The sequence below is a fragment of the Lysobacter capsici genome (genome assembly GCF_018732085.1).
GTDB lineage: Bacteria > Pseudomonadota > Gammaproteobacteria > Xanthomonadales > Xanthomonadaceae > Lysobacter > Lysobacter capsici_A.
Window position 1 is genome coordinate 5,303,748 of record NZ_CP076103.1, and the last position, 25,623, is coordinate 5,329,370.

Consider the following 25,623-nt stretch of genomic DNA (forward strand, 5'->3'; position numbering starts at 1 on the left):
CACACACGACCCGGAAGCTCAGGATCTATATTTTCCGCAAATGGCAGGTAATATTTAGCCCAAGACAGCATAGAAAATCAGCGAAGAAAACGCCCCAACGCTTCGAATAGTATCCATGAGCGCCATGCGGAAGCAGGCATACCGCGCTCCAGGCGCTCTCCGCCAAAACGATTCGATTACGCCGCTGCGTCAGAGCAAACTGCCAGAATCAAAGCGGCGGCCCCGGCGACGGCAAACTCCGCGGCCACGCAGTCACCAAGTGACCACGACGGCAGGCGTGAAGAATTCGGAGCAACACGAAAAACCGGGGGAGCGAACACCCCGGCCAAACTCAATACCCAGCCTTGTCCAGCGCCTTTTCCGCTTCCTCGCGCCCGATCTCGATCAGTTCCTTGGCCCGCCAGAATTCGTAGAACTGGCAGGCGTCGCGCGGAATGCGGATCACCAGTTCGGGCGGGTCCAACGCCAACTGCACGCGCGCGATCTGCGCCTGCATCGTGTCCAGCGAGCGCGCCATCAATTCGGTGAAGCCCATCTCGTGCGGCGCGTCTTCCTCGACTTCATCGTGCGATTCGCTGGCCTTGCGCCGGAACCAGTGATTGAACAAGGACGGCGGCTTGGCGTCGCCGCCGCCCTGCGTGGTCAACTCGGTCTTGTTGCCGTTCTGCTGGGCCAAGGCGCCGGGCGGTTGCGCGGGCCAGCCGTGCATGTCGACCGCGACCAGGCGGTGCGCGTCGGACAAACGCGTCGCGGTGATCGGCAACGGCGCCAGCAGGCCGCCGTCGACCAATTCGCGGCCGTGCAATTCGTAGGGCGTGAACACACCCGGGATCGCGATCGAAGCGCGGATCGCGTCCCACAGGTCGCCCTCGCGCAGCCACACTTCGCGCTGCCGCATCAGATCGACCGCGACCGCGGTGAAGCCGATCGGCAGGTCCTCGATGCGTACATCGCCGGTCAGTTCGCGCAGGCTGTGCATCAGCCGCTCGCCGCGGAACAGCGAGGACTGGCCGAACACCGGATCGAGCAAGCGCAGCATCGCGGTGCGGCTCATGCCGAACAGCCAGTCGCGGTACGCCTCCATCTTGCCGGCCGCGAACAAACCGCCGACCAGCGCGCCGCTGGAGGAACCGGCGACGGTGACGATGCGCAGCCCGCGCGCCTGCAACGCTTCGATCACGCCGATCTGCGCCAGCCCGCGCGCGCCGCCGGCGCCGAGCACCAGCGCGACCGCTTCGCCGCTTTCGATCTTCGGAGGATCCGCGCCGGGCATCAGTGACCGTAGTTGCTCAGCGCCAGTTCCAGCATCGACTTGGCCTGCTCGCGCAGCACCACCGGCTCGACGATCTCGGCGTCGCTGCCGTAATGCATCACGTCCATCAGCAACTCGCGCCCGGCGCTGTACGGCACCTTGAGCTCGTAGCGGCCGTCGGCGAGGAAGCGGCCCTGCTGCTGCGAATGCCAGTGTTCGTCGGCGACCCAGCGCGCGGCCTTGGCGCTGAACACGATCGTCGCCCAGCCCTTTGGCGCGCCGGAGAAAATGCCGTAGCTCGAGGCGAGGTGCTGATCGAGTTCCTCGTCGGCGACATCGCGCGCCGGCACGTCGCCGATCTTGGCCGCGCTGATCCGGTCGACCGAGAAGCTGCGCAGGGCGTCGCGCTCGTGATCCCAGGCGTCGAGGTACCAGTTTTCGCGGTAATGGGTGAGCCGTTGCGGCGACACGCTGCGACGGGTGCGCTCGTCGGTGGAGCGCGCGCGGTATTCGAACGTCAGCGGCTTGCGATCGAGCACCGCCGTGGCGACGGCGCGGAACGCGGTTTCGTCGAGCCGACGGGTGCGGTGCGGGATGACCCGCACGCGCTCGACCGGCAGGCGCCGGCCGCCGGCGTGTTCGTCGAGCAGTTTTTCGATGCGCTGCTGCAACGGCGCGAGCGCGTTCGACAACACCCCGCCGCCGCTGCGCATCAGCAGCTGTTGCGCGGCGAGCAGCGAATGCAGTTCCTCCGAGCTCAGCCACAGGCCGGGCAGCTCGAAGCGGTCGCCTTCGCTGGTGTCGTAGCGGAAACCGGCTTCGCCGTTGCCGACCACCGGGGCCATCAGGTAATCGCGCAGGTAGGCCAGATCCCGATAGACGGTCGCGCGCGAGCATTCCAGGTCCTCCTGGAGGCGCTGAACTGTGACCGGATACCTGGCCGCAGTGAGAATCCGGTGCAGCGCGTGGATGCGTTCGATACGTTCCATGTCGGCGGGGTCTGGTAGAGGCGGTGGGGACACAACTAGCATGGCATCGGCCTCTGTCCGGCCGCCACCATCGAACCTAAGGATCCTACGTGATCAAGACCTCATTATCCGCAACGCTGACCACCCCGGTGCTGCTGCTGGGTCTGAGCGCCTCCAGTCTGGCCTGGGCCGGACCGAAAGAGGAGGTCGTGGCCGCAGTCGACAAATTCCTCGCCGCCAAGAGCTACCACGCCGTCATGAGCATGGGCCCGGGACCGGGCACCGAAACCGACTTCGTCGCCCCCGACCGCATGCGCGTGAAGATGGGCACGATGGGCGAGCAGATCATGATCGGCAACACCTTGTACCTGACCATCCAGGGCAAGACCAGCAAACAGGCCGCGCCCAACGGCGGCATCGCCCAATTGCGTACCCGCGACAAAGTTCTCGGCAACCTGACGACCCTCAAGGTGACCGCGGCCGGCAACGAGAACCTGAGCGGCGTGGCGACCAAGAAGTACAAGATCGACAACACCCAACCCAAGTCCTCCTCGACCTTCTGGGTCAACGCCGACGGTTATCCGGTGCAATCGGTCAACATCGCCGACGTCAACGGCAAGCAGTACACCTCGACCTTGAAGTATTCGCGTTTCAACGACCCCAGTATCAAGATCCAGGCCCCGGCGGTGAAGTGACATTAGACACCACCGCAGTCGCATCGATTGCGACTGCGGTGGCCGGCTGCGCATTCAGCCGGTGATCGCGCCGCGCATCGCCAGGCCCAATTGCTGCCAGCCGTAGATCGCCGCGATGCCCAGCGCCGCCGCGACGGCCGCGCCCAGATGCCAGCGATTGAAGCCCGGCCGGCGCGCGCGCTGGCGGTAGCCGACCCAGGCCGACCACGCCGCGACGACGAACAGCCCGCCATGCGAGGCGACCACGAACAGCGCCCACAGCAGTTCCATGCGTTCGTGCCTGTCCTTGTGCGCGTGTGACAACACCGGAGTATGTCCGGATCCTTGCGGCAACGCCAAGCGCCGCCGGCAGACTCGCCGGATCCCGGCGCGATAGGCACAATGACCCGATGCGAGAGCACGCTCCCTCCGAGCCAGCCATCGACCTGTCGCCCTCGCCCGGCGACGAGGTCAAGACCACGACCTGTTACATGTGCGCATGCCGATGCGGCATCAAGGTCTGGCTGGCCGACGGCAAGATCCGTTACATCCAGGGCAATCCCGATCATCCGGTCAACCAGGGCGTGCTGTGCGCCAAGGGATCGGCCGGGATCATGCAGCACTATTCGCCGGCGCGGCTGAGCAAACCTTTGTTGCGCGTGGGCGAGCGCGGCAAGGGCGAGTTCCGCGAAATCGAATGGGACCAGGCGCTGGACATCGCCGCCGGCTGGCTGGCACCGATCCGCGAACGCAATCCCGACGAGCTCGCGTTTTTCACCGGCCGCGATCAGTCGCAGGCGCTGACCGGCTGGTGGGCGCAGCAGTTCGGCACGGTCAACTACGCTGCGCACGGCGGGTTCTGCTCGGTCAACATGGCCGCGGGCGGGTTGTATACGCTGGGCGGCTCGTTCTGGGAATTCGGCGAACCCGACTGGGAGCATTCGCGTTATCTGATGCTGTGGGGCGTGGCCGAGGATCACGACTCCAACCCGATCAAGCTCGGCCTGGGCAAGTTGAAGGCGCGCGGCGCGAAGATCGTCGCGGTCAATCCGGTGCGCAGCGGCTATGGTGCGATCGCCGATGAGTGGATCGGGATCCGGCCTGGGACCGATGGATTGTTTGCGTTCGCGCTGATCCACGAATTGCTGAAGGCCGATCGGATCGATCTGGATTATCTGGTGCGGTATGCGAATGCGCATTGGCTGGTGATCCGCAATCCGGGTGGGGCGGATGATGGGTTGTTTGCTCGCGATGAGCTGGGGCGTGCGTTGTGTTGGGTTAGCGGCCCTCACCCTAGCCCTCTCCCGCAAGCGGGAGAGGGAACACCGACGAAGCGGTCGGATGCGACGCATGCATCCGAAGATGCGGCTCCGCGAAACATCCCGAACACCGCCGAAGAGCTCCCTCTCCCGCCCGCGGGAGAGGGCCGGGGTGAGGGCCGCGCCTGCCCCGCCGACACCATCGACATCTCCCCCGCCGTCGTAGGCGAATACACCCTGCCCGACGGCCGCCGCGCCGTGCCCGTGTTCCACCTGCTCGTCGAACGCTACCTCGACCCGCAATACGCACCCGACGCGGTCAGCGAACGCTGCGGCATTCCCGCCGACACCATCCGCCGCATCGCCCGCGAACTCGCACAGGCCGCGTTCGACAACCCCGTCACCCTGCCGATCGCCTGGACCGATGCGCACGGCCGCGAACACAGTCAGATGGTCGGCCGTCCGGTCAGCATGCACGCGATGCGCGGGATCAGCGCGCACAGCAACGGCTTCCACACCTGCCGCGCGCTGCACTTGTTGCAGTTGCTGCTCGGCGCGGTCGACACGCCCGGATCGTTCCGCTATCAGCCGCCGTTCCCCAAGCCACTCCCGCCGCCGAACCGGCCCGGAAAACAGCGTCAAGCCAATGGCGCGCTGGACGCCGCCCCGCTCGGTTTCGTCCACGGCCCCGAAGACCTCGTCGTCGACGAACACGGTCAGCCGCGTCGCATCGACCACGCGTTCTCGTGGGCGTACCCGCTGTCGGCGCACGGCATGATGCACACGGTGATCCGCAACGCCTGGGCCGGCGATCCGTACAAGATCGACACGCTGATGATGTTCATGGCCAACATGAGCTGGAACTCGGCGATGAACACCGGCGAGACCATGCACTGGCTCACCGATCGCGGCGAAGACGGCGAGTACCGCATCCCGCACATCATCTACGCCGACGCCTACGCCTCGGAGATGACCGCCTACGCCGATCTGGTCCTGCCCGACACCACGTATCTGGAACGCTTCGACGCGATCAGCCTGCTCGACCGGCCGATCTCCGATGCGGATTCGGCCTGCGATGCGATACGGCATCCCATCGTGGATTCGGCCACGCAACGCCTGCACGCAAGCGACGAAGCCCGCGACGTGCGCGGCTTCCAGTCTGTCCTGCTCGACATCGGCGCACGCCTTGGACTTCCAGGCATGGTGTCGGAAGACGGCAGCCCGCGCTATCGCGACTACGCTGACTACATCGTGCGCCACGAACGCGCGCCCGGGGTCGGCCTGCTCGCCGGCTGGCGCGGCGAACACGGCGAACTCGAAGCCAAGGGCCCGCCGAACCCGGAGCAGCTGCAACGCTACATCGACAACGGCGGCTTCTGGCGCAGCCACGTGCCCGAGTCGGCGCGCTACTTCAAGATGGCCAACCGCGGCTATCTGGACTGGGCGCAGAAGATGGGTTTTCTCGGCCACGCCGATCCGATCGTGCTGCAGCTGTATTCCGAGACGATGCAGAAGTTCCGCCTCGCCGCGCAGGGCCACGGTGCCAAGCAGCCGCCGGCCGAACACCGCGAGCGCGTGGCGACCTACTTCGATCCGTTGCCGATCTGGTACGAACCCTTCGAAGGCGCGCAGATCGCCGACGGCGCCACGCGTTTCCCGCTCAGCGCGGTGACCCAGCGGCCGATGTTCATGTACCACGCCTGGGGTTCGCAGAACGCGTGGCTGCGGCAGATCAGCGCGCGCAATTTCCTCTACCTGCATCCCGACACCGGCGCGCGCCACGGCATCGCCGACGAAGACTGGATCGCGGTGCAATCGCACCACGGCCGCATCCAGGTGCAGGCGAAATTCGCCGCCAACGTGCAGCCCGACACGGTCTGGACCTGGAACGCGATCGGCAAGCGCCGCGGCGCCTGGCGCTTGAACAAGGACGCGCCGGAAAGCCGCAAGGGTTTCCTGCTCAATCATCTGATTTCCGACATCACGCCCAAGGGCGACTACGCCAACGCCGACCCGGTCACTGGCCAGGCGGCCTGGTTCGATCTGCGCGTGTCGATCCGCAGACTCGACGCGGCCGACGATGCGCAGGCGGTCTCGCAGCCGCAGTTCGCCGCATTGTCGTTCGAGCCCGCCGACAACCGGCCCTTGCGCTACGGCGCGCAGTTCAGGAAAAACCGATGAACGGATGCATCGCCAGTCCATGTTGTTGCCGAGATGGCGCTGCGTCGGCCGCTACGCGGATTCGAATCCTGATGGAGCGAGCATGAAACCGGCCCGCGTATTCGCCGGCCTGCTGTGCATCGCGCTGAGCTTCGGCCTGGTGCTGTTGCTCGGCCTGGGCATGTTCGATCCCACTCGCGACGCGGCCGCGAGCGCCAACGGCTCGGTGACGCCAGTGTTGATCGCGTTGATGCCGAGCGTGACCGTCGGCCTGGCTGTGTTTGCGCTCGGGGTATGGCTGATATCGACCGGGAGAAAACGATGACCGGTCTGCCACCGCCGTCGAAGAAGAAACTGGGTCTGGTGATCGACCTGGACACCTGCGTGGGTTGCCATGCCTGCGCGGTGAGCTGCAAGGAATGGAACGCCGGCGGTTTTTCCGCGCCGCTGACCGATGAGCAGCCTTACGGCAAGGACCCGTCGGGCGTTTGGTTCAATCGCGTCCACAGCTACGAAGTCGAAGCCACCACCGTCGCCGCATTGCCGATCGCCGATCCGGTGCGCGGCTGCGGCAGCGCCGCGGCGGCCGCCGACACTACGCCGCAACCGGCGATGACCCTGCACTTCCCGCGCTCGTGCCTGCATTGCGAACAGCCGGCCTGCGTGACCGTGTGCCCGACCGGCGCGAGCTACAAACGCGCAGAGGACGGCATCGTGCTGGTCGACGAGGACAAGTGCATCGGTTGCAAGCTGTGCTCCTGGGCCTGCCCCTACGGTGCGCGCGAGTACAGCCCGGTCGAGGGCGTGATGAAGAAATGCACGCTGTGCATCGACCGCATCTACAACGAGAACCTTGAAGAATCCGAACGCCAGCCGGCCTGCGTGCAGGCCTGCCCGACCCGCGCGCGCCATTTCGGCGACTTCGCCGATCCGGAGTCGAAGGTGTCCAAGCTCGTCGCCGAACGCGGCGGCGTCGACCTGATGGCCTCGCTGGGTTACCAGCCGACCAACAAATACCTGCCGCCGCGCGCACGCCGCAACGGTGCGACGGAACCCGAATCGGCGCCGGCCGCGGAAACGCTGGACGCTCAGGCCCTGCCGACGGTGTTGCGCTGGCTGGATCGGGTGTTGTCGCGATGATGCGTTTGCGCGGTAGGTGGCGATTGCGCGACTGCACGCGTGGCGAGTGCGTCCGCGCACACGCGCATCTCATTTCCCTTCGTTTCGCTCGCGCAGGCTGATATGCATCCGGCGTTCTCGGTCATTTTCTTTACCACCTTGTCGGGCGCCGGGTATGGGCTGATGGCGTGGGTCGGCGCGATCGCCTTCTACCATTACGCCGGCGGATCGCCGGTCGAGCCCATGCGCGTATTGGCGTTCGCGATGCTGACGGCCTTGATCCTGGTCACCGTCGGCCTGCTCAGCTCGACCCTGCACCTGGGCAAGCCGCTGCGCGCCTGGCGCGCGTTCTCGCAATGGCGGACCTCGTGGCTGTCGCGCGAGGGCGTGATGGCGATCGTCGCCTACCTGCCCGCATTGGGCTTGCTGCTGGGCGCGGTGCGCGAAAGCGGCGCGGCGATGCCGATGCTGCTGTCGGCGGCGGTGGTGGTGTGCGCACTGCTCACCGTGGCCTGCACGGCGATGATCTACGCCTCGCTCAAGCCGATCCCGGCGTGGCGGCATTGGCTGGTGGTGCCGGGCTATCTGGCCTTCGCCCTGCTCAGCGGCGCGGCCTTGCTGGCCGCGCTACCCACCACGGCCGCGGCCGGACGCTGGGCGATGACGGCGGTGGTGCTGCTGGCGCCGCTGACCGCGCTGCTCAAGCTGGTGTACTGGCGCGCGATCGACCGCACGCCCCTGCCGGTCACCCGCGGCGAAGCGGTCGGCCTGCCCGACCGCGAATTGTCGGTGTTCGAGCGCCCGCACACCGAAGACAATTACCTGACGCGCGAAATGGGCTACGTGCTTGCGCGCAAGCACGCGCGCAAGCTGCGCGCGATCGCGCTGGTGTTGTTCGCGCTGCTGCCGGTGGCCGGCATGTTCGTCGCCGGCCTGATGCAGGTGACCGGGTCGCCTGAGACGGCCGCGGTCGTAACCGCGCTGAGCGCGTTGTCGGTGTTGCTGGGCGCGGTGGTCGAGCGCTGGCTGTTCTTCGCCCAGGCCAAACATCTGGTCACGCTGTACTACTGAGCCTCCGGGCCATCGATCGCAGCCGCGAACCCGGCCATCGCCCCGTGGCGCAAGGCGTCCGGCCATTCGCATCAATCACTTGCGTGCCACCGCAGGATTAATCGAACCTATCCGACGTGCCCGGCGTCGCAGGTCTGTAATCGATTTCATGGCATTATCCTGGGCCGTCCTTCCAGCCTGACTCAGACGATGCTCGGTGCAATCGGGCTCGCCCTGCTGGGCGCGCCTCTGGTCACATTGCCGAATCCCGCCTTCGGTGGCGACCCGATCCTGATCGCGATTGCGAGCGATCCGGCGCAGATGCGCCTGTTCTGCTTCTCGACCCGTTGCGGCGACGAGGAATGGAAGTCGGCGATGGCGACGCGGCAACGCGCGCCCGATATCGACCCGGCCGACCTGCCGCCGCTGCGCAAGGTGCAGTTGCCGGGCCAGCAACGCGTGATCGGCGGCGTCAGCGCCCCGGCGACCTCGCGCGAAAGCCGCTCGATGTACTCCAACGACTACCGCATCGGCACCCGCTACGGCGTGCAGGCAGTGCGCGACGGCCCGACCCAGATCGGCCTGCAGTTCGGCGCCGGCTACCGCCTCGCGCCGTTGTACGACGACGGCATCAACCGTCCCGGCGCGGTGTTCCGCGGCGAACTCAACCTCGGCCAGCGCATCGGCGACCGCGCGCGTTTCACCCAGAGCGTGCAGGTCGAAAGCGGCCGCGGCGACACCTTCGTCAAGCAGTCGGTGCGGCTGGACGTGGAGGTGTGGCAGAACTGGAAGCTGGAGACCGATTTCGCGATCCGCCACGACAACAACGGCGGCGGTGGCAGCGAGAGTGCGGAGAGTTCGATCGAGTTGATTCGGCGGTTTTGAGGGCTGCTGTGGTTTGCCGAGCGCGGGCATCACGTGCCTGCGCCGTTGTTTGAGGTTTCGCGGTCGCGGCTTGCGCCGCTCCTACATGGGCTGCCTGTAGGAGCGGCGCAAGCCGCGACCGCGACACTTCGGACATGACGCAACTTCGACGTCAGACCGCGATCCGCCCGCGCCCGTAACCGACGCAACGCCTCAATCCTGATCGCCCCCGTCGCCCAGCGAATCGGCGATGAACTCACCCGCGCCCTGCGCCAGCAGCTTCTGCGCGACTTCGATGCCCAGGCACTCGGGCGCGTCGCCGCGGCCCTCGCCGTGCGCGCGCACCGCGCGACCGTCGCTGGCCGAACCGACCTGCCCGTCCAGGCGCAGGTGCTCGCCGTCCAGACGTGCATACGCGGCGACCGGCACGTGGCAGCTGCCGTGCAGTGCGCGGTTCATGCCGCGCTCGGCTTCCACGCAGGTGCGGGTGGCGGCGTGATCGAGCGCGGCGCATAGCTCGCGGGTGGACAGGTCGTCCTCGCGGCATTCGATCGCGATCGCGCCCTGCGCCGGCGCCGGCAGCCAGTACGGCGATTCCAGGCGCGCGCGGATGCGTGCGTCCAGGCCGAGCCGCTGCAGGCCCGCGCAGGCCAGGATGATGGCGTCGTACTCGCCCGCGTCCAGGCGCCCGAGCCGGGTGTTGACGTTGCCGCGCAGGTCGCGCAGTTCCAGGTCCGGGCGCAGCGCGCGCAACTGGGCCTGGCGGCGCAGCGAGGAGGTGCCGACGCGGGCGCCGGTCGGCAGCGCGTCGATGCCGTCGAAGGCGTTGCTGACGAAGGCGTCGGCGTAGTCGGCGCGTTCCAGGATCGCCGGCATGGCGAAACCCGGTTCGAGCTCCATCGGTACGTCCTTGAGCGAATGCACCGCGCAGTCGGCTTCCCCGCGCAGCATCGCCAGTTCCAGTTCCTTGAGGAACAGGCCCTTGCCGCCGATCGCGGCCAGCGAGCGGTCCAGCACCTCGTCGCCGCGGGTGCTCATCGGCACCAGGGTGACCGTCAGGCCGGGATGCAGGGCGCGCAGGCGGTCGGCGACGTGCTCGCTCTGCCACAGGGCGAGCGGGCTCTTGCGGGTGGCGATGCGCAGGGTCTTCATGGCGGCATTATCGCCGCTGTTGGGGGCTTGAGGCCAAAGGCCGAGGAACGAGTGGAAAAGTGAGGGACGAGATTGGGGCGCAACGCTGGTTTGTTAGAGCAATGACGGATGCTGCCGCTTATAGCTCGTCATTCCCGAGAAGGCGAGTTTGGCTTTACTTCGGCGCAGGCGAACATCCTGGGCCTTCGGGCGAGAACGTTTGAAGTCGCTGGATATTCGGCTGCGCCGAAGTAAAGCGGAGCCCGCTTTCGCGGGAATGACGGTCTGGAAGGATGGCGCTGAAGGCTCTGGATTCCCGCCTTCGCGGGAATGACGGTAGGAGGGTTGCGCCGACTCCCGACTCCCGACTCCCGACTCCCGACTCCCGATTCCCGATTCCCGATTCCCGATTCCCGATTCCCGATTCCCGAATCCCGAATCCCGAATCCCGAATCCCAAGATTCAAAGATGCTTGAGCGTCTCCCGCAACGCCGCCACGCACCGCCGGCTCACTTCCAGCGGCTGCTTGCCGTGGCGCAGCACCGCCTGTACGTGACCTTCGGCGTTGCGCTTGAGTTCGACGATCTCGTGCCGGGCCACCAGGCAGTTGCGGTGGATGCGCACGAAACGCTCGCCGAATTCGTCTTCCAGCGATTTCAGCGATTCCTCGATCAGGTCCTCGCCGCGGGCGTGATGCACGATCACGTACTTCTCTTCGGCGTGCAGGTAATGCACGTCGTCGATCGGGATCAGGCGCAGGCTGCCGCGCAGGCGCGCGCACAGGTGGCTGCGGATCTGGCCCGGCGCGGTCTCGCCGCCGTCGTGGCGTTCGCGACCGGCGGCGAAGGTGCGCACGCGTTCGAGCGCGGCGTCCAGGCGTTCGGCCCGCACCGGCTTGACCAGGTAATCGATCGCTTCGGCGTCGAACGCCGACAGCGCATGCGCGTCGTAGGCGGTGCAGAACACCACCGCCGGGCGCGGATCGAACGCGGCCAGGTGGCGCGCGGCCTCCAGGCCGTCGATGCCGGGCATGGCGATGTCCAGCAGCACCAGATCCGGCCGGTGTTCGGCGCAGGCGTGCAGGGCGTGCTGGCCGTCGACCGCTTCGGCGACGATCTCCACGTCCGGCCGCAAGGCCAGCAGCGCGCGCAGCCGCTCGCGCGCCAACGGTTCGTCGTCAGCGATCACCACTCTCATGGCCAGCCTCGTCGCACCCTTCATCGACTCTGCGCCTCCACCCCGGTCGGCACGTGCAGTTCGCACAGATAGTATCCCCGCTCCCAGCCTGAGGTCATTCGCGCCGTAGGTCCATAGGCATAACGCAGACGCTGGACGATGCTGTGCTGGGCATGGCGCGATCCGGCGCGGGCTTCGGTCGGGGCCGGGGACGGGTTGCGGATGCGCAGCAGCAGGTGATCGCTGAGCTGGGTCAGCTCGATTTCGATCTCGCCGCCGCCCGGCAAGGGCGAAATCCCGTGCAGCACGGCGTTCTCGACCAGCGGCTGCAGGATCAGCCGCGGCAGCGGCATCTTCCACGGCAGCGGCTCGCGCTTGCGCCAGACCACCCGCAGGCGCTCGCGCAGGCGCAGTTGCTCGATCGCCAGGTAGCGCTCGGCCAGCTCGACCTCCTCGGCCAGGCTGGAATCGCTCTTGGACGCGCCCAGCGCGGCGCGGAACAGGTCCGACAGGTCCAGTACGGTGCGCTCGGCCACGTCAGGGTCGCTGCGCACCAGCCCGGCGATGGTGTTCATGCTGTTGAAAAGGAAGTGCGGCTTGATCCGCGCCTGCAGCGCCTCGACCTCGGCGCGCGCGTTGGCGCGGACCTGGGCCTTCCAGCTGTCGTTGATGTAGAGGTAGCGCAGGACCACGCCGACGGCCAGGATCGCGATCGCCGCGGTGCCCAGCACGAAGCGCAGGAACGAGACCCCGGCCGGCACCAGGCCGATGCTGGTCACCGTGTCGATGGTGTGGGTGACCCCGGCCACCGCGGCGGCGATCGCCGCGGCGGTCGCGGTGGCGATGAAGCCGCCCACGCCCGGCGGCAGCCGCGACAGCCATTTGCGCGACACGCACAGCAGCACCGAGATCGCCAGCGCCAGCCACAGCGCGAAGGCGCTGGAGGACACGAACCGGCCCAGATCCCAGCGGGTGCCGTCGGGCGACAGCGCCAGCACGATCACGATCAGCTCGGCCATGCTCAGCATCACCACCAGCCGCGGCAACCGGCACAGGTCCGGCAGCCAGGGCTCGTGCTCGGCCAGGGGCAGACCGGTGGGCGGCGCGGCCACGGTCGGCGGGGCTCAGCGCTGGGCCGCGAACCGCTGCGACATCCAGTCGCCCAAGGCGTCGATTTCCTCGGCGCAGACCTGATGCGCCATCGGATAGGCGTGCCAGTCGATCGTGAAGCCCAGGGTGCGCAGGCGCGCGGCGGCCATCTCGCCGCCGCGGTACGGCACCACCGGATCGTGCTGGCCGTGGGCCATGAACATCGGCTGGGTGTGCGCGACCGCGGTCGCCTCGCGGATCAGGCGGTCGGCCATCGGCAGGTAGGTCGATAGCGCGATCAGCCCGCCCAGCGGCTGTTTGCGTCGCAATGCGGTGGCGAGAGTGATCGCCCCACCCTGCGAGAACCCGGCCAGCACGATGCGCGAGGCCGGGACGCCGCGTTCGATTTCGCGCTCGATCAGCGCCTCGACCTGCCGCACCGATTCGTCGACCCCGGCTTCGTCGGCGCGGTTGGCCAGGTCGCTGAAATCGCGGATGTCGTACCAGGCGCGCATGCGCATGCCGTTGTTGATCGTGACCGCGCGCACCGGCGCATGCGGGAACACGAAACGCAGCACCGGCCAGTCGGGGCGCAGCAGTTCGGGCACGATCGGCGCGAACCCATCGCCGCTGTCGCCCAGGCCGTGCAGCCACAGCACGCTCCAGGCGGGGTTCGGACCGGTTTCGCGGATGACGGCGTCGAGCAGTTCGGGGGATGCGGTGGGGGAAGTCTCCATGCGCCGCATTGTGGCCGGTCGGTGTGTGTCGCGCCAAGTTGCGGGGATGCGGGTGGACTGGCTGATCGCCGCTGACAGGCCGGGCCATGGCCGCGGACACTTTTGTGGGAGGGGTTTGAGCCCCGACGCTTTCCTTTCAGATCGCAGCGGCTGAGCGAAAAGCGTCGGGGCTCAAGCCCCTCCCACAAAAGCCTTGAAGCCCCTCCCACAAAGCCCGAAGCCCTCCCTCATGAGCTCGAAGCCGCTTCCATGAAAGCGGACGCCGCCGGCCTTCAGCGCGACGGCAGCTTGAAATTCAAGGTCCGCCGGGCCGCATGCGATTGCCCGCTGGGCTCGAAACGCAGCCGCGCGACCGCCGCCAGGGCCGCGTCGTCGAACACCCCGGCCGGCTCGGCGCTCACCAGCCGGGCCGCGCCGGTGCGGCCGTCGGGCAGGATGGTGAAGCTGATCTCGACGCTGCCTTCGATCTTGCGATTGAGCGCCGGCAAGGGATAGCGCGGGCTGGCGTCGGCGATCAGGCGCGGCATCGCGCGTGCCGGCGCACTGGCGACGGCGGTCGCGAGCGCGGGCGGCGGGTTCGCGGACGGGGTCGCGATCGACGCGGCCGATGCGACCGGCGTGCTCGCCCGGGCCGCGGCCTCGTCGGCGGCGAGCGCGCTGGCGACCGCGTCGGCCTTGATCGCGGCGCTGGCGGCGGCCGGCAAGGGCCGCGTGGCCGGCGTGCCGGGCGCGGTATCGGCGCGTTCGGACAGCAGGCGCTGGGTCTCCTCGCGCGCCTTGCGATCGCGCGCGGCGGTCGCGGTGCGCAGGCCCTCGCGCAGGCGCGGCAGCGCCGGCGCCTGCGGGTCCATGCGTTCGAGCAGATGCAGCAGGCGCTGCGATTCGGCCAGGTCGTCGTCGAGCAATGCCTGTTCGCCGGCGATCACCACATAGGGCTGCAACTCGCCGAGCGCGCTGATTACGTCGATCTGGCCCGGCTCCTTGTCGCGCAACGCCAGGTAGTAGTCGACCGCGCTGTCGCCGGCCGGGGTGTGGATGCGTTGCTCGCGCAGCGCCTGGGCGGCGCGGGCGCGCAAGCCTTCGCCGTCGAGCTCGACCAGCGGCTCGGGCAAGGCCGCCGCGTCGGCCTGCGCCGCCGCGGCCTGCGGCGGATCGGCCGGCGCCGCCGCGCCGCAGCCAGCCAGGCCCAGGCACAGCGCCAACCACAGGCCGGTACCGGCCGCGCGCGCCGAAGCGGCCTTCGACAGCACCCGCGCGCCCGTCGGCGCCATCGTTTTACAGCGACCGACCGCGCCAGCGCGCGTCGGCATGCTCACAACCTTCACTGCACAACCCCTTACCCAGAAACTGCGAACTGCGCGCGCAGACTAGGTACGGCATGTGACGGCGTTGCTGCTCAGCAGTTTGCTCATCCTGTTCGACGGTGACCGTCTCCCGATGCCGAGCCTCCTGCCGCGCGGCGCGGATTATGGACGCAGCGGCCGGACCGGCGCGATGCGCAATCCGGCGGCCCGCGCCCGTGCCGCGCGGCGACCTTCGCCGGGACCGGGCTGAACGCGGCCGACGCGCTGAAATTGTATTGCGCCGGCCGCGGCTCCTATGATCGCCGCCATGCCCGGCCTGCCCTCCCTCGCGATCGCTCTGCGCCACCTCGCCTACGGCGTGTTGATCGCGGTGATGCTGATCAAACCGGTGCTGGCGTTCGCGACCGAGATCGGCGAACTCGCCGTCCCGGCCGTCGCGGCCCACGATCACGCGCAGGCCCGGATCGGGCACGGCACCGCGGACACCACCGATACGTCCGACGCCGCCACCGCCCAGACCGACCCGGCCAACGATCACGACCCCGACGGCTGCGGCGACACCCAGTGGCACCTGAGCCACTGCTGCGCCATGCAGGCCGCGCTGATGCCGCGTTTCCACATCGGCCTGTCGTTGCTCAGCGCCGCCGCGCCCAAGCCGGCCGCCGCGACCTCGTTCGTGCCCAGCCCGACCGCGGTCCCGTTCCGCCCACCCATCTTCGCCTGATCCCGAGCCCGGCCTAGCGCCGGCCCGCTGCCGTGTCGGCTGGCTTCGCGTCGGCCGCCATCGGCATCGGTCATCGCCGTGCGGCCTCGCGCCGCCGCGGCGCCGTTCGAGTTTCAGGAGAATTCCCCATGCGGTTACGTCCGGCGGCCTTGGCCGCCCTGACGGCTGCGCTGTGCTTTCCGGCACAGGCGCGGCCGCCTCTCGCCCCCACAAGTCCCACCGCCCCGACCGAAACCGCCGCGCCGCAACGCGCCGGCTCGGTGTTCACCCTCGACGACGCGTTCGCGCGCATCGGCGACGCCCACCCCGACCTGCGCCTGTTCGGCGGCCAACGCCGCGTGCTCGAAGCCGAGCGCGACGGCGCCGCGCAACGGCCGGCGCTGGTCGGCGGCGTGTCGGTCGAAAACATCTTCGGCAGCGGCGCGCTGAGCGGGGTCAAGGGCGCCGAGATCACCCTGAGCCTGGCCTCGGTGTTCGAACGCGGCGGCAAGCTCGACGCCCGCCGCACCTTCGCCCAGAGCCGTATCGATGCGCTCGCGGTCGAGCGCGAAAGCCGCCGCCTGGACCTGCTGGCGGAAACCGCGCGCCGCTATCTGGCCGTGCTCGCCGCGCAGCGCCGGATCGAACTGGCCCAGTTCGACATCGGCCAGCGCAAGCGCAGCGTCGAGGCCGCGCGCGTGCGCCTGCAGGCCGGCGCCTCGCCCGAATCGGGCCTGCTGACCGCGCAGGCCGCGCAGGCGCGCGCCGAACTCGACCGCGCGCGCGGCGAACGCAGTCTGCTGGCCGCGCGCCAGCACCTGGCCGCGCTGTGGGGCGAACGCGATCCGGATTTCGCCACCGTGGCCGGCGATCCGTACGCCCTGCCGCAGATCGAGGACGCCGCCGCGCTGGCCGGCCTGCTCGACCGCAATCCCGAACTGGGCCGCTTCGTCGACGCGCGCCGGATCGGCGAGGCGCGGGTGCGCCTGGCGCAAAGCCAGGCCTCGCCCGACCTGGACTGGCAGGTCGGCCTGCGCCGCCTGCAGGACGGCAACGACATGGCACTGATCGGCAGCGTGTCGATGCCGCTGGGCGCGCGCGCCCGCGCCGAACCCGGCATCCGCGGCGCCCAGGCCGAACTGGCCTTGCTCGACATCGAACGCGAAGCCAAGGGCCTGTCGCTGTACTCGACCCTGGTCGAAGCGCACGGCCGCTACCGGGTCGGCGCGCTGGAAGTCGCGCGGCTCAAGGACGACGTGCTGCCGCGCATGGTCCGCGCCGAAAAGGCGGCCGAATACGCCTATCGCGCCGGCGCGATCAGTTATCTGGAACTGGCGCTGCTGCAGGCCGAAAGCGTCGCGGTGCGCACGCAGCGCCTGGACGCCGCGCTCGACGCGCAACTGGCGCTGATCGAAATCCAGCGCCTCACCGGCGAGTCCTTCCTCGCCGCCTCGCCCATTCCCGCAGGAGCCACCCGATGAAGCCCGAATTGATGATCGTCGCGGGCCTGCTGGCCCTGAGCCTGAGCGCTTGCGGCGGCGGGTCTGATCCAAACGCCGCCGCGCAGGCATCGGCCGAAACGAAATCCGCCAAGGGCGAACACGCCGACGAAGCCGCCGACAGCCACGAACACGCCGAAGGCGAAGCCGGGCACGGCGAGCAAGCCGAAGTCGAAAGCACGGTGATCCGCACCGAGATCGCGCGCCGCTCCGGCATCGGCGTGGTCGCGGTCGGCGCCGGCACCATCGCCGACGAACACGAAGTGCAAGGCCTGCTCACCCCGCTGGAAGGCCGGATCGCGCGCATCACCGCGCGCTACCCCGGGCCGGTGCGTTCGCTGCGCGCCAACGTCGGCGATCGCGTCAGCGCCGGCCAAGCGCTGGCGACCATCGACAGCAACCTCAGCCTGACCACCTACAGCATCGCCGCGCCGATCTCCGGCGTGGTGCTCGCGCGCAACGCCTCGGTCGGCGAAGTCGCGGTCGAAGGCATGGCGCTGTTCGAAATCGCCGACCTGTCGACCTTGTGGGTCGACCTGCACGTGTTCGGCGAAGACGCCACCCATCTGCGCCCGGGCCTGCCGGTCACGGTGATGCGCATGGGCGACGACAACGGCGTGGAGACCACGCTCGACCGGATCCTGCCCGGCACCGCGACCGCCAGCCAGAGCACCGTCGCGCGCGCCTCGATCAAGAACGCCGACGGCCTGTGGCGTCCGGGTTCGGCGGTGCGCGCGCGGGTCACGGTGGAACAACTGCCGGTCGATCTGGCGGTGCCGCTGACCGCCTTGCAGCGCATGGACGATAGCGATGTGGTGTTCGTGCGCGAAGGCGAGCGCTACAGCGCGCGGCCGGTGAAACTCGGCCGCCGCGACGCGCGACGCGTGCAGGTGCTGTCGGGCCTGAAGGCCGGCGAACAGGTAGTGGTCGAACAGAGCTTCCTGATCAAGGCCGACATCGAAAAAGCGGGGGCCTCGCATGAACACTGAGTCCCGGCCCACTGCGCCCGCATCCACACCGCCATCGCACGATTCGAACGTCGGCCTGCTCGAACGCATCCTGCGCTTCGCGATCCGCCAGCGCTGGCTGATGCTCGCCATGACCGTGGCGCTGATCGGCCTGGGCGTGTGGAGTTTCGGCAAGCTGCCGATCGACGCCACGCCCGACATCACCAACGTGCAGGTGCAGATCAACACCCAGGCGCCGGGTTATTCGCCGCTGGAATCCGAACAGCGCGTCACCTTCCCGATCGAAACCGCGCTCGCCGGCCTGCCCAAGCTCGACTACACCCGCTCGCTGTCGCGCTACGGCCTGTCGCAGGTGACCGTGGTGTTCAAGGACGGCACCGACCTGTACTTCGCCCGGCAACAGGTGGCCGAGCGATTGCAGCAGGTGAAGTCGCAGATTCCCGACGGCCTGGAACCCGAGCTCGGCCCGACCGCGACGGGGTTGGGCGAGATCTTCATGTACACGGTCGATGCCGATCCCAAGGCGCGCAAGCCCGACGGTTCGGCCTACACCGCGACCGATCTGCGCACCCTGCAGGATTGGGTGATCCGCCCGCAGTTGCGCAACACGCCCGGTGTCACCGAGGTCAACACCATCGGCGGCTACGCGCGGCAGATCCACATCACCCCCGACCCGGCGCGGCTGCGCGCGCTCAACCTGACCCAGCGCGACCTCGTCGCCGCGCTCGCGGCCAACAACCAGAACGTCGGCGCCGGTTATATCGAACGCAACGGCGAGCAGTTCCTGGTGCGGGTGCCCGGACAGATCGCCAACCTCGAAGCGATCGGCGAGATCGTGCTCGACCGCCGCGACGGCGTGCCGATCCGCGTGCGCGATGTCGCCAGCGTCGGCGAAGGTCCTGAGCTGCGCAGCGGCGCGGCCACCCAGAACGGTCACGAAGTCGTGCTCGGCACGGTGTTCATGCTGGTCGGCTCGAACAGCCGCGACGTGTCGCTGGCCTCGGCGGAAAAGCTCAAGGTCGCCAACGCCAGCCTGCCCAAGGGCGTGACCGCCAGCCCCGTGTACGACCGCACGTCCCTGGTCGACCGCACCATCGCCACGGTCTCGAAGAATCTGGTCGAAGGCGCATTGCTGGTGGTGGTGGTGCTGTTCCTCTTGCTCGGCAATTTCCGCGCGGCACTGATCACCGCCGCGGTGATCCCGCTGGCGATGCTGTTCACCATCACCGGCATGGTCCGCGGCGGCGTGTCGGGCAACCTGATGAGCCTGGGCGCGCTCGACTTCGGCCTGATCGTCGACGGCGCGGTCATCATCATCGAAAACTGCCTGCGCCGTTTCGGCGAACAACAGCATCTGCTCGGCCGGCAGATGACCGACGACGAACGCCACGACCTCACCGCCTCGGCCACCGCCGAAGTGATCCGCCCCAGCCTGTTCGGCCTGGGCATCATCGCCGCGGTGTACCTGCCGATCTTCGCGCTCAGCGGCATCGAAGGAAAAATGTTCCACCCGATGGCGATCACCGTGGTGCTCGCGCTGACCGGTGCGATGGTGTTGTCGCTCACGTTCGTGCCGGCGGCGGTGGCGCTGTTCCTCGGCGGCAAGGTCGCCGAGAAGGAAAACCGCGCGATGGCCTGGATCAAGCGCCGCTACGAGCCGACTCTGGCCTGGGCGCTGCGCAGCCGCATGATCGTCGTCGCCGGCACCGCCGCGCTGGTGATCTTCAGCGGCGCGCTGGCGATGCGCATGGGCACCGAGTTCGTCCCGAGCCTGGACGAAGGCGATGTCGCGGTGCAGGCCATGCGCATCCCCGGCACCAGCCTGACCCAGTCGGTGACGATGCAGAAAACCATGGAGCAAGCGTTCCTGGCGATGCCCGAGGTCGAACGCGTCTTCAGCAAGATCGGCACCTCCGAAGTCGCCAGCGACCCGATGCCGCCGTCGGTCGCCGACACCTTCGTCATGCTCAAGCCGCGCAAGCAATGGCCCAATCCGAACAAGACCAAGGACGCGCTGACCGAAGAAATCGAATCCATCGCCGGCACCCTACCCGGCAGCAACTTCGAATTCACTCAGCCGATCCAGATGCGCACCAACGAGTTGATCTCCGGGGTGCGCGCCGACGTGGCGGTCAAGGTCTACGGCGACGATCTGCAGCAATTGCTCAAGGTCGCGCAGCAGATCGAAGCGGTGGCCAAGCAGGTACCCGGCGCGGCCGACGTCAAGACCGAGCAGGTCACCGGGCTGCCGATGCTGAGCATCGAACCCGATCACCGCGCGCTGTCGGTGTACGGGCTCAACCCGGCCGCGGTGCAGGACACGGTGGCGACCGCGGTCGGCGGCGAAGTGGCCGGGCAGTTGTTCGAAGGCGACCGCCGTTTCGACCTGATCGTGCGCCTGCCCGAGGCCTTGCGCCAGGACCCGTCCGCGCTCGAGGACCTGCCGATTCCGTTGCCGGCCGCCGGCGCCGATCGCGACGAATCCAGCCGCGACGCCACCTGGGCCACCGGCGCGCCGCGCACGGTGCCGCTGCGCGAAGTCGCCACGATCCGCTCGGTGCTCGGCCCGAACCAGATCAATCGCGAGAACGGCAAACGTCGCATCGTGGTGACCGCGAACGTGCGCGATCGCGATCTGGGCGGCTTCGTCGGCGAGTTGCGGCAACGCATCGATGCGCAGGTGAAACTGCCGGAAGGCTACTGGATCGGCTACGGCGGCACCTTCGAGCAATTGATCTCGGCCAGCCAGCGCCTGGCGGTGGTGGTGCCGGTCACGCTGGTGCTGATCTTCGCCTTGTTGTTCATGGCGTTCGGCTCGGCCAAGGATGCGGCGATCGTGTTCAGCGGCGTGCCGTTGGCGTTGACCGGCGGGGTGATCGCATTGGCGCTGCGCGGGATACCGCTGTCGATCTCCGCCGGCGTGGGCTTCATCGCGCTGTCGGGCGTGGCCGTGCTCAACGGCCTGGTGATGATCGCCTTCATCCGCAAGCTGCGCGAACAGGGCGACCCGCTCGACAACGCGATCGTCGACGGTGCGCTCGGCCGCCTGCGGCCGGTGTTGATGACCGCGCTGGTGGCATCGCTGGGTTTCATCCCGATGGCCTTCAACGTCGGCGCCGGCTCGGAAGTGCAGCGGCCGCTGGCGACGGTGGTGATCGGCGGCATCGTCTCCTCGACCCTGCTGACCTTGCTGGTGTTGCCGGTGCTGTACCGCTGGCTGCACCGCAACGATGCGCAGGAGCGCGAACTCGAATCGCGGCCTGCGCCCGGTGCGGCCACGCAGGTTTCGCCCGCGCACTGATCCATCCACGGCGGACCGCCACCCGGCGGTCCGCTTCACTGGCGCGCCGCTCACGGGCGGTCGGATTCAATAAGCACTTCCATGAGCGCTCGCCCGCGCGGCGGCGCTCACAACCGGAGAAACGACATGGGCAGCGGGCACGACCACGGCACCACCGCGATCCGTCACGAAAAACCCCTGTGGTGGGCGCTGGGCCTGACCGGCGGCTTCCTGATCGCCGAAGTCGTCGGCGCCTTCCTCACCAACAGCCTGGCGTTGCTGTCGGACGCCGCGCACATGGGCACCGACACGCTGGCGCTGATGATCGCGCTGACCGCGGTGCGGCTGAGCCGCAAGCCACCCGACGCCAAACGCAGCTACGGCTACGTGCGCATGGAAGCGCTCGGCGCGATGGTCAACGGCCTGCTGCTGTTCGCGGTCGCTGCGTACATCCTGTGGGAAGCGGTCGGCCGTTTCAGCCAGCCGCCGCAGGTCGCGACCACCGGCATGCTGGTGATCGCCTCGCTCGGCCTGGCGATCAACCTGATCGCGATGCGCCTGCTCAAGGCCGGCAGCGGCGAAAGCCTGAACATGAAGGGCGCGTACCTGGAGGTGTGGAGCGACATGCTCGGCTCGGTCGCGGTGATCGCCGGCGCGATCGTGATCGGCTTCACCGGCTGGACCGTGATCGACCCGATCCTCGCCGTGCTGATCGGCCTGTGGGTGCTGCCGCGCACCTGGACCCTGCTGCGCGAAGCCGGCAACGTGCTGATGGAAGGCGTGCCCAAGGGCATCGACCTGGAGGCGGTGCGCAGCCTGTTGACCTCGGCGCCGGGCGTGGTCGACGTGCATGACCTGCACGTGTGGTCGCTGGGATCGAGCACGCCGGCGATGACCGCGCATCTGGTGATCGCCGATGGCGTGGACGGCGAGGCGCTGCGGCGCGAATTGAGCACGCTGCTGGACGAGCGGTTCGAGATCGAGCATTGCACCTTGCAGATCGAGACCACGAGTTGCGGAGAAGCCTGCGACAGCTCGCACTGAATACCCGCTTGGCGCGAATGTTCGCTATCTGCCTGTAGGAGCAGCGCAAGCCGCGACCGCGACACGTCGCTAACGACGCAAGCCAGGCCGCAAGCCGTTCAACCTACTTGCAACATCGTAGTCGCGTCATACGCGAGGTGTCGCGGTCGCGGCTCGCGCCGCTCCTACAGGGGCTTCGACACACGTCTCTCGCGGCTGTTTTCCCTCTCCCGCTTGCGGGAGAGGGCCAGGGTGAGGGAACGAGCGCCAACGGCGCGAATGCCTTTACACGTGCCTTTTCGCGTAGTCGCGACCGCAACTATTGCCAGCCGTGAAACCCTCACCCCAACCCCTCTCCCGCAAGCGGGAGAGGGGCTTCAAGGCTCGGCGCTACAACACAATCCTCAGCGCAACATCACGACGCCGGACACGGCCCATCCGCCTGCGCCCAGGTCTTGAACGCCGCCACGAATTCCGGATGCGGCACCGACACCGGCTTGCGCTCGCCACCGGGTTCCCAGCCCCACAGCACCAGCTTGTCTTCGCTGACGTGCTTGATCAATGCGGCGAAATCGCGGCCGCCGTTGCTGCGTTTGTCCTTGATCATCTCGCACAGCTTCGGCGCCGGCAGGCCGATCCAGGCCATCTTGTGGTCCGGCGGCGGCAGCGACCAATGCGGCGCGCCCGGCGGCGCGTTGACGCCGTAACTCGCCGGCAGATTGGCTTCGCCGTGACAGGTCGAACACGGCAACCCGGCCGCGCCCTTGCCGTCGGGTCCACGCACCACGCCCATCGCGTGCGGAATGCCGGCATCGAACTGCAAGGGCTGGTCGCCGGGAATATGGCAGTTCTGGCAGCGCGGATGCTGGAACACTTTCTGCACCGTCGCGAACGCGGCGATCGCTTTATCGCGTTGCTCGGGCGTGACCTTGGAACCGCCGCACGCGCTCAAGCCCAAGGCGGCCAGCATGGTCAAAACGATAGGCATCGCTCGCATCGTCGTTCTCCTCAGGCCGGCAGCCGCAGCGGCAGTTCGCGCAACCGCTGCTGGGTGAGCGCATACACCGCGTTGGCCACCGCCGCCGCGACCGGCGCGGTGCCGGGTTCGCCGGCGCCGCCCATCTTCTCGGTGCTCGGCACGATGTGCACTTCGATCTGCGGCGCTTCGTCCAGCCGCAGCACGCGGTAGTCGTGGTAGTTCGATTCCTGCACCCGGCCGTCCTTGAAACTCAGCGCGCTGTGCAGCGCCGCGCCCAGACCGAAGTTGATCCCCGATTCCATCTGCGCATGCACGCCGTCGGGATTGACCGCGATCCCGCAATCGATCGCGCAGAAGAACTTGTGCACACGAATGCCCTTGCCGCCGCCGGGCTGATCGACCAGCGACACCTCGGCGACCTGGGCGATATAGCTGCCGAAGGATTCATGCACCGCCACGCCGCGGCCGCGGCCGGGTTCGAGCTTGGAACCCCAACGCGACTTGTCGGCGACCAAGTCCAGCGCCGCAAGATGACGCGGATGATCTTTCAACAAGGTGCGTCGGTACTCGACCGGGTCCTTGCCCGCCGCATACGCCAGTTCGTCGACCAGGCTCTCCATCACGAACGCGTTGTAGCTGTGACCGACCGAACGCCACCACAGCACCGGAATACCGGTGCGCGGCGAATGCAGGTCGACGCGGAAATCCTTGAGCCCGGTGATGTACGGCGAATCGGCCACGCCCTCGACCGAGGTCGCGTCGATGCCGTTCTTGACCATCATCGGTTCGAACGGCGTGCCCGCGGTGATCGACTGCCCGACCAGCACGTGCTCCCACGCGATCGGCAGGCCCTGCGCATCCAGGCCGATGCGCGCGCGTTGCAGGTACATCGGCCGGTAGTAGCCGCCGCGCACGTCGTCCTCGCGCGACCACACCGTCTTGACCGGCTTGCCGGCGGCCTTGGCCACATGCACCGCTTCGGTCACGAAGTCCGACGTCGGCGTGGCGCGACGGCCGAAACCGCCGCCGAGGAACATGGTGTGGATGCGCACCTGCTCGGGCTTGAGGCCAGTGATTTCCGCGGCGACCTTCTGGTCCACGGTCTGGAACTGGGTGCCGGTCCAGACATCGCAACCGTCGGCGTCGATCTTGACCGTGCAGTTCAACGGCTCCATCGGCGAATGCGCGAGGTACGGCACGTTGTATTCGGCCTCGAGGGTCTTGGCGGCTTTCGCCAGCGCGCCCTTGACGTCGCCGGCCTGGCCGGCGACCGCGCCTTCGGTCGCGGCGAGCGCGCGGAACTGCTCGCGCAACTTGACCGTGTCCAGACCGGCGTTCGGACCCAGATCCCAATCGATCACCAGCGCGTCGCGGCCCTGCTTGGCCGCCCAGTAGTGATCGGCGATCACCGCCACGCCGCTGGGCACCTGCACCACGTCGCGAACACCCGCCACCGCCTTGGCCTTGCTCGCGTCGAAGGATTTCACCGAACCGCCGAACACGGGCGAGCGCGCGACCACCGCGGTGAACAACCCGTCGAACTGCACGTCCATGCCGAACTTGGCCTTGCCGGTGATCTTGTCCGGCCCGTCCAGGCGCTTGGTCGACTTGCCGATGATCTTCCAGTCCTTCGCGTCCTTGAGCGGCAGCGGCGCCTTCGGCGGCGGCAGCTTGGCCGCGTCGAGCGCGAGTTCGCCGTAGCGCGCGCGCTTGTCGCCGGCGATGGCCACGCCGTTCTCGGTGCGCACCTGATCGACCGGCACGCCGAAGCGCTGCGCCGCCGCGGCGACCAGCAAGGCGCGCGCGGTCGCGCCGGCCTGGCGGTAGCGATCGAACTCCGACCATGTGCTGGTCGAACCGCCGGTCATCTGCATGCCGAACGCGGTGTGCGCGTAGGCCTGCGCCGCCGGCGCGTGTTCGACCTTGATCGTCGACCAGTCGGCATCGAGTTCCTCGGCGATCAACATCGCAAGGCCGGTCCAGATGCCCTGGCCCATTTCCGAATGCGACAGCAGCACGGTGACGCTGTCGTCGCTGCCCACGCGCAGGAACGCGTTCGGTGCGAAGGGTTGCGCGGCGGCCGCCGCGGCGGCGGCGGGATCGGCCTGTGCGAAGCGGCTGGCCGCGGGCAGCACGAAGCCGACCACGAGTCCTGAGCCGATCAGCGCGCCGGTCTTGAGAAATTGCCGGCGGGAATTCGATGGCACGGCGTTCACGGGAACCTCCGATGCAAAGGGGACGGCGCGCGCTCGCGGCGCCGGTTCAAGTCGATGGCCGCGGCGTGCGCGCGCGGCCTGGATTCGTGCGGGCCGATGCGCTGATGTCGATCGAGAGCGCGCCGCCGCCACAGGCGACATCGCCGCCGCGGGAATGCGCGATCGCGATCGA

The 25,623-nt window shown here is 68.4% G+C and carries 21 protein-coding genes; 11 read left to right on the forward strand and 10 right to left on the reverse strand.

Translation table 11 applies throughout. The features are described from left to right. Positions 1–331 precede the first annotated feature (331 nt). Both KME82_RS22135 and KME82_RS22140 read right to left on the reverse strand, forming a co-directional pair. Positions 332–1,273 (reverse strand): patatin-like phospholipase family protein, encoded by a 942-nt coding sequence (locus KME82_RS22135; protein ID WP_215495929.1) that lies wholly within the window; start codon positions 1,271–1,273, stop codon positions 332–334. Beyond that, positions 1,273–2,241, reverse strand: coding sequence for a helix-turn-helix transcriptional regulator (locus KME82_RS22140; protein ID WP_036114817.1), 969 nt, complete (start codon positions 2,239–2,241; stop codon positions 1,273–1,275). The genes KME82_RS22135 and KME82_RS22140 overlap by 1 nt, the downstream gene beginning before the upstream one ends. Before the next feature lie 89 nt (positions 2,242–2,330). Between KME82_RS22140 and KME82_RS22145 the strand changes: the two genes are divergently transcribed. Then, the gene (locus KME82_RS22145; protein ID WP_215495930.1) at positions 2,331–2,915 is read left to right on the forward strand and encodes a hypothetical protein; all 585 of its coding nucleotides are present in this window, start codon (positions 2,331–2,333) and stop codon (positions 2,913–2,915) included. Positions 2,916–2,969: 54 nt separating this feature from the next. On the opposite strand, the gene KME82_RS22150 is transcribed toward KME82_RS22145, so the two are convergent. Beyond that, positions 2,970–3,185: a hypothetical protein gene (locus tag KME82_RS22150; protein WP_215495931.1), complete on the reverse strand. Its 216-nt coding sequence runs from the start codon at positions 3,183–3,185 to the stop codon at positions 2,970–2,972. Positions 3,186–3,304: 119 nt separating this feature from the next. Here KME82_RS22150 and KME82_RS22155 point away from each other — a divergent pair, with 119 nt between their 5' ends. The 5 genes from KME82_RS22155 to KME82_RS22175 all read left to right on the forward strand — a co-directional run bounded on the left by KME82_RS22155 (position 3,305) and on the right by KME82_RS22175 (position 9,367). Then, positions 3,305–6,334 (forward strand): molybdopterin oxidoreductase family protein, encoded by a 3,030-nt coding sequence (locus KME82_RS22155; protein WP_215495932.1) that lies wholly within the window; start codon positions 3,305–3,307, stop codon positions 6,332–6,334. Between the two features lie 82 nt (positions 6,335–6,416). Next, positions 6,417–6,638, forward strand: a complete 222-nt coding sequence (locus KME82_RS22160; protein ID WP_036114828.1) for a hypothetical protein — start codon at positions 6,417–6,419, stop codon at positions 6,636–6,638. Next, positions 6,635–7,453 carry a 4Fe-4S dicluster domain-containing protein gene (locus tag KME82_RS22165; RefSeq protein ID WP_215495933.1) on the forward strand — a complete coding sequence of 273 codons (819 nt, stop codon included), beginning with the start codon at positions 6,635–6,637 and terminating at the stop codon, positions 7,451–7,453. The genes KME82_RS22160 and KME82_RS22165 overlap by 4 nt, the downstream gene beginning before the upstream one ends. 102 nt (positions 7,454–7,555) lie before the next feature. Next, on the forward strand, positions 7,556–8,503 hold the full coding sequence (locus KME82_RS22170; RefSeq protein WP_215495934.1) for a dimethyl sulfoxide reductase anchor subunit family protein: 948 nt from the start codon (positions 7,556–7,558) through the stop codon (positions 8,501–8,503). Between the two features lie 189 nt (positions 8,504–8,692). After that, positions 8,693–9,367, forward strand: a complete 675-nt coding sequence (locus KME82_RS22175; protein WP_215495935.1) for a DUF481 domain-containing protein — start codon at positions 8,693–8,695, stop codon at positions 9,365–9,367. A 192-nt stretch (positions 9,368–9,559) separates the two neighbouring features. Here KME82_RS22175 and hemC read toward each other — a convergent pair whose 3' ends face one another. From hemC to KME82_RS22200, 5 genes are all read right to left on the reverse strand, one after another. Beyond that, positions 9,560–10,498: a hydroxymethylbilane synthase gene (gene hemC, locus KME82_RS22180; RefSeq protein WP_215495936.1), complete on the reverse strand. Its 939-nt coding sequence runs from the start codon at positions 10,496–10,498 to the stop codon at positions 9,560–9,562. Positions 10,499–10,939: 441 nt separating this feature from the next. Then, the gene (locus KME82_RS22185; protein WP_036114843.1) at positions 10,940–11,674 is read right to left on the reverse strand and encodes a LytR/AlgR family response regulator transcription factor; all 735 of its coding nucleotides are present in this window, start codon (positions 11,672–11,674) and stop codon (positions 10,940–10,942) included. 20 nt (positions 11,675–11,694) lie between these two features. After that, on the reverse strand, positions 11,695–12,744 hold the full coding sequence (locus tag KME82_RS22190) for a sensor histidine kinase (protein WP_430538864.1): 1,050 nt from the start codon (positions 12,742–12,744) through the stop codon (positions 11,695–11,697). Positions 12,745–12,777: 33 nt separating this feature from the next. Continuing rightward, positions 12,778–13,479, reverse strand: coding sequence for an alpha/beta hydrolase (locus KME82_RS22195; protein WP_215495937.1), 702 nt, complete (start codon positions 13,477–13,479; stop codon positions 12,778–12,780). A 272-nt stretch (positions 13,480–13,751) separates the two neighbouring features. Further along, positions 13,752–14,789, reverse strand: coding sequence for a TonB family protein (locus KME82_RS22200; protein WP_215495938.1), 1,038 nt, complete (start codon positions 14,787–14,789; stop codon positions 13,752–13,754). 301 nt (positions 14,790–15,090) lie between these two features. On the opposite strand from KME82_RS22200, the gene KME82_RS22205 reads away from it, so the two are divergent. The 5 genes from KME82_RS22205 (at position 15,091) to KME82_RS22225 (ending at position 22,277) form a co-directional block, all read left to right on the forward strand. Next, a complete protein-coding gene (locus KME82_RS22205; RefSeq protein WP_215495939.1) occupies positions 15,091–15,507 on the forward strand; it encodes a hypothetical protein in 417 nt (138 codons plus the stop codon). A 128-nt stretch (positions 15,508–15,635) separates the two neighbouring features. After that, on the forward strand, positions 15,636–16,967 hold the full coding sequence (locus KME82_RS22210; RefSeq protein ID WP_215495940.1) for a TolC family protein: 1,332 nt from the start codon (positions 15,636–15,638) through the stop codon (positions 16,965–16,967). Further along, on the forward strand, positions 16,964–17,974 hold the full coding sequence (locus tag KME82_RS22215; protein WP_215495941.1) for an efflux RND transporter periplasmic adaptor subunit: 1,011 nt from the start codon (positions 16,964–16,966) through the stop codon (positions 17,972–17,974). The genes KME82_RS22210 and KME82_RS22215 overlap by 4 nt, the downstream gene beginning before the upstream one ends. Before the next feature lie 55 nt (positions 17,975–18,029). Then, the gene (locus KME82_RS22220) at positions 18,030–21,254 is read left to right on the forward strand and encodes an efflux RND transporter permease subunit (RefSeq protein WP_215499171.1); all 3,225 of its coding nucleotides are present in this window, start codon (positions 18,030–18,032) and stop codon (positions 21,252–21,254) included. Positions 21,255–21,380: 126 nt separating this feature from the next. Further along, positions 21,381–22,277, forward strand: coding sequence for a cation diffusion facilitator family transporter (locus KME82_RS22225; protein ID WP_215495942.1), 897 nt, complete (start codon positions 21,381–21,383; stop codon positions 22,275–22,277). A 394-nt stretch (positions 22,278–22,671) separates the two neighbouring features. Here KME82_RS22225 and KME82_RS22230 read toward each other — a convergent pair whose 3' ends face one another. Beyond that, positions 22,672–23,244: a hypothetical protein gene (locus KME82_RS22230; RefSeq protein WP_215495943.1), complete on the reverse strand. Its 573-nt coding sequence runs from the start codon at positions 23,242–23,244 to the stop codon at positions 22,672–22,674. Between the two features lie 20 nt (positions 23,245–23,264). Continuing rightward, complete coding sequence (locus tag KME82_RS22235) at positions 23,265–25,451, reverse strand: xanthine dehydrogenase family protein molybdopterin-binding subunit (RefSeq protein WP_252255468.1); 2,187 nt, start codon at positions 25,449–25,451, stop codon at positions 23,265–23,267. Positions 25,452–25,623 lie beyond the last annotated feature (172 nt).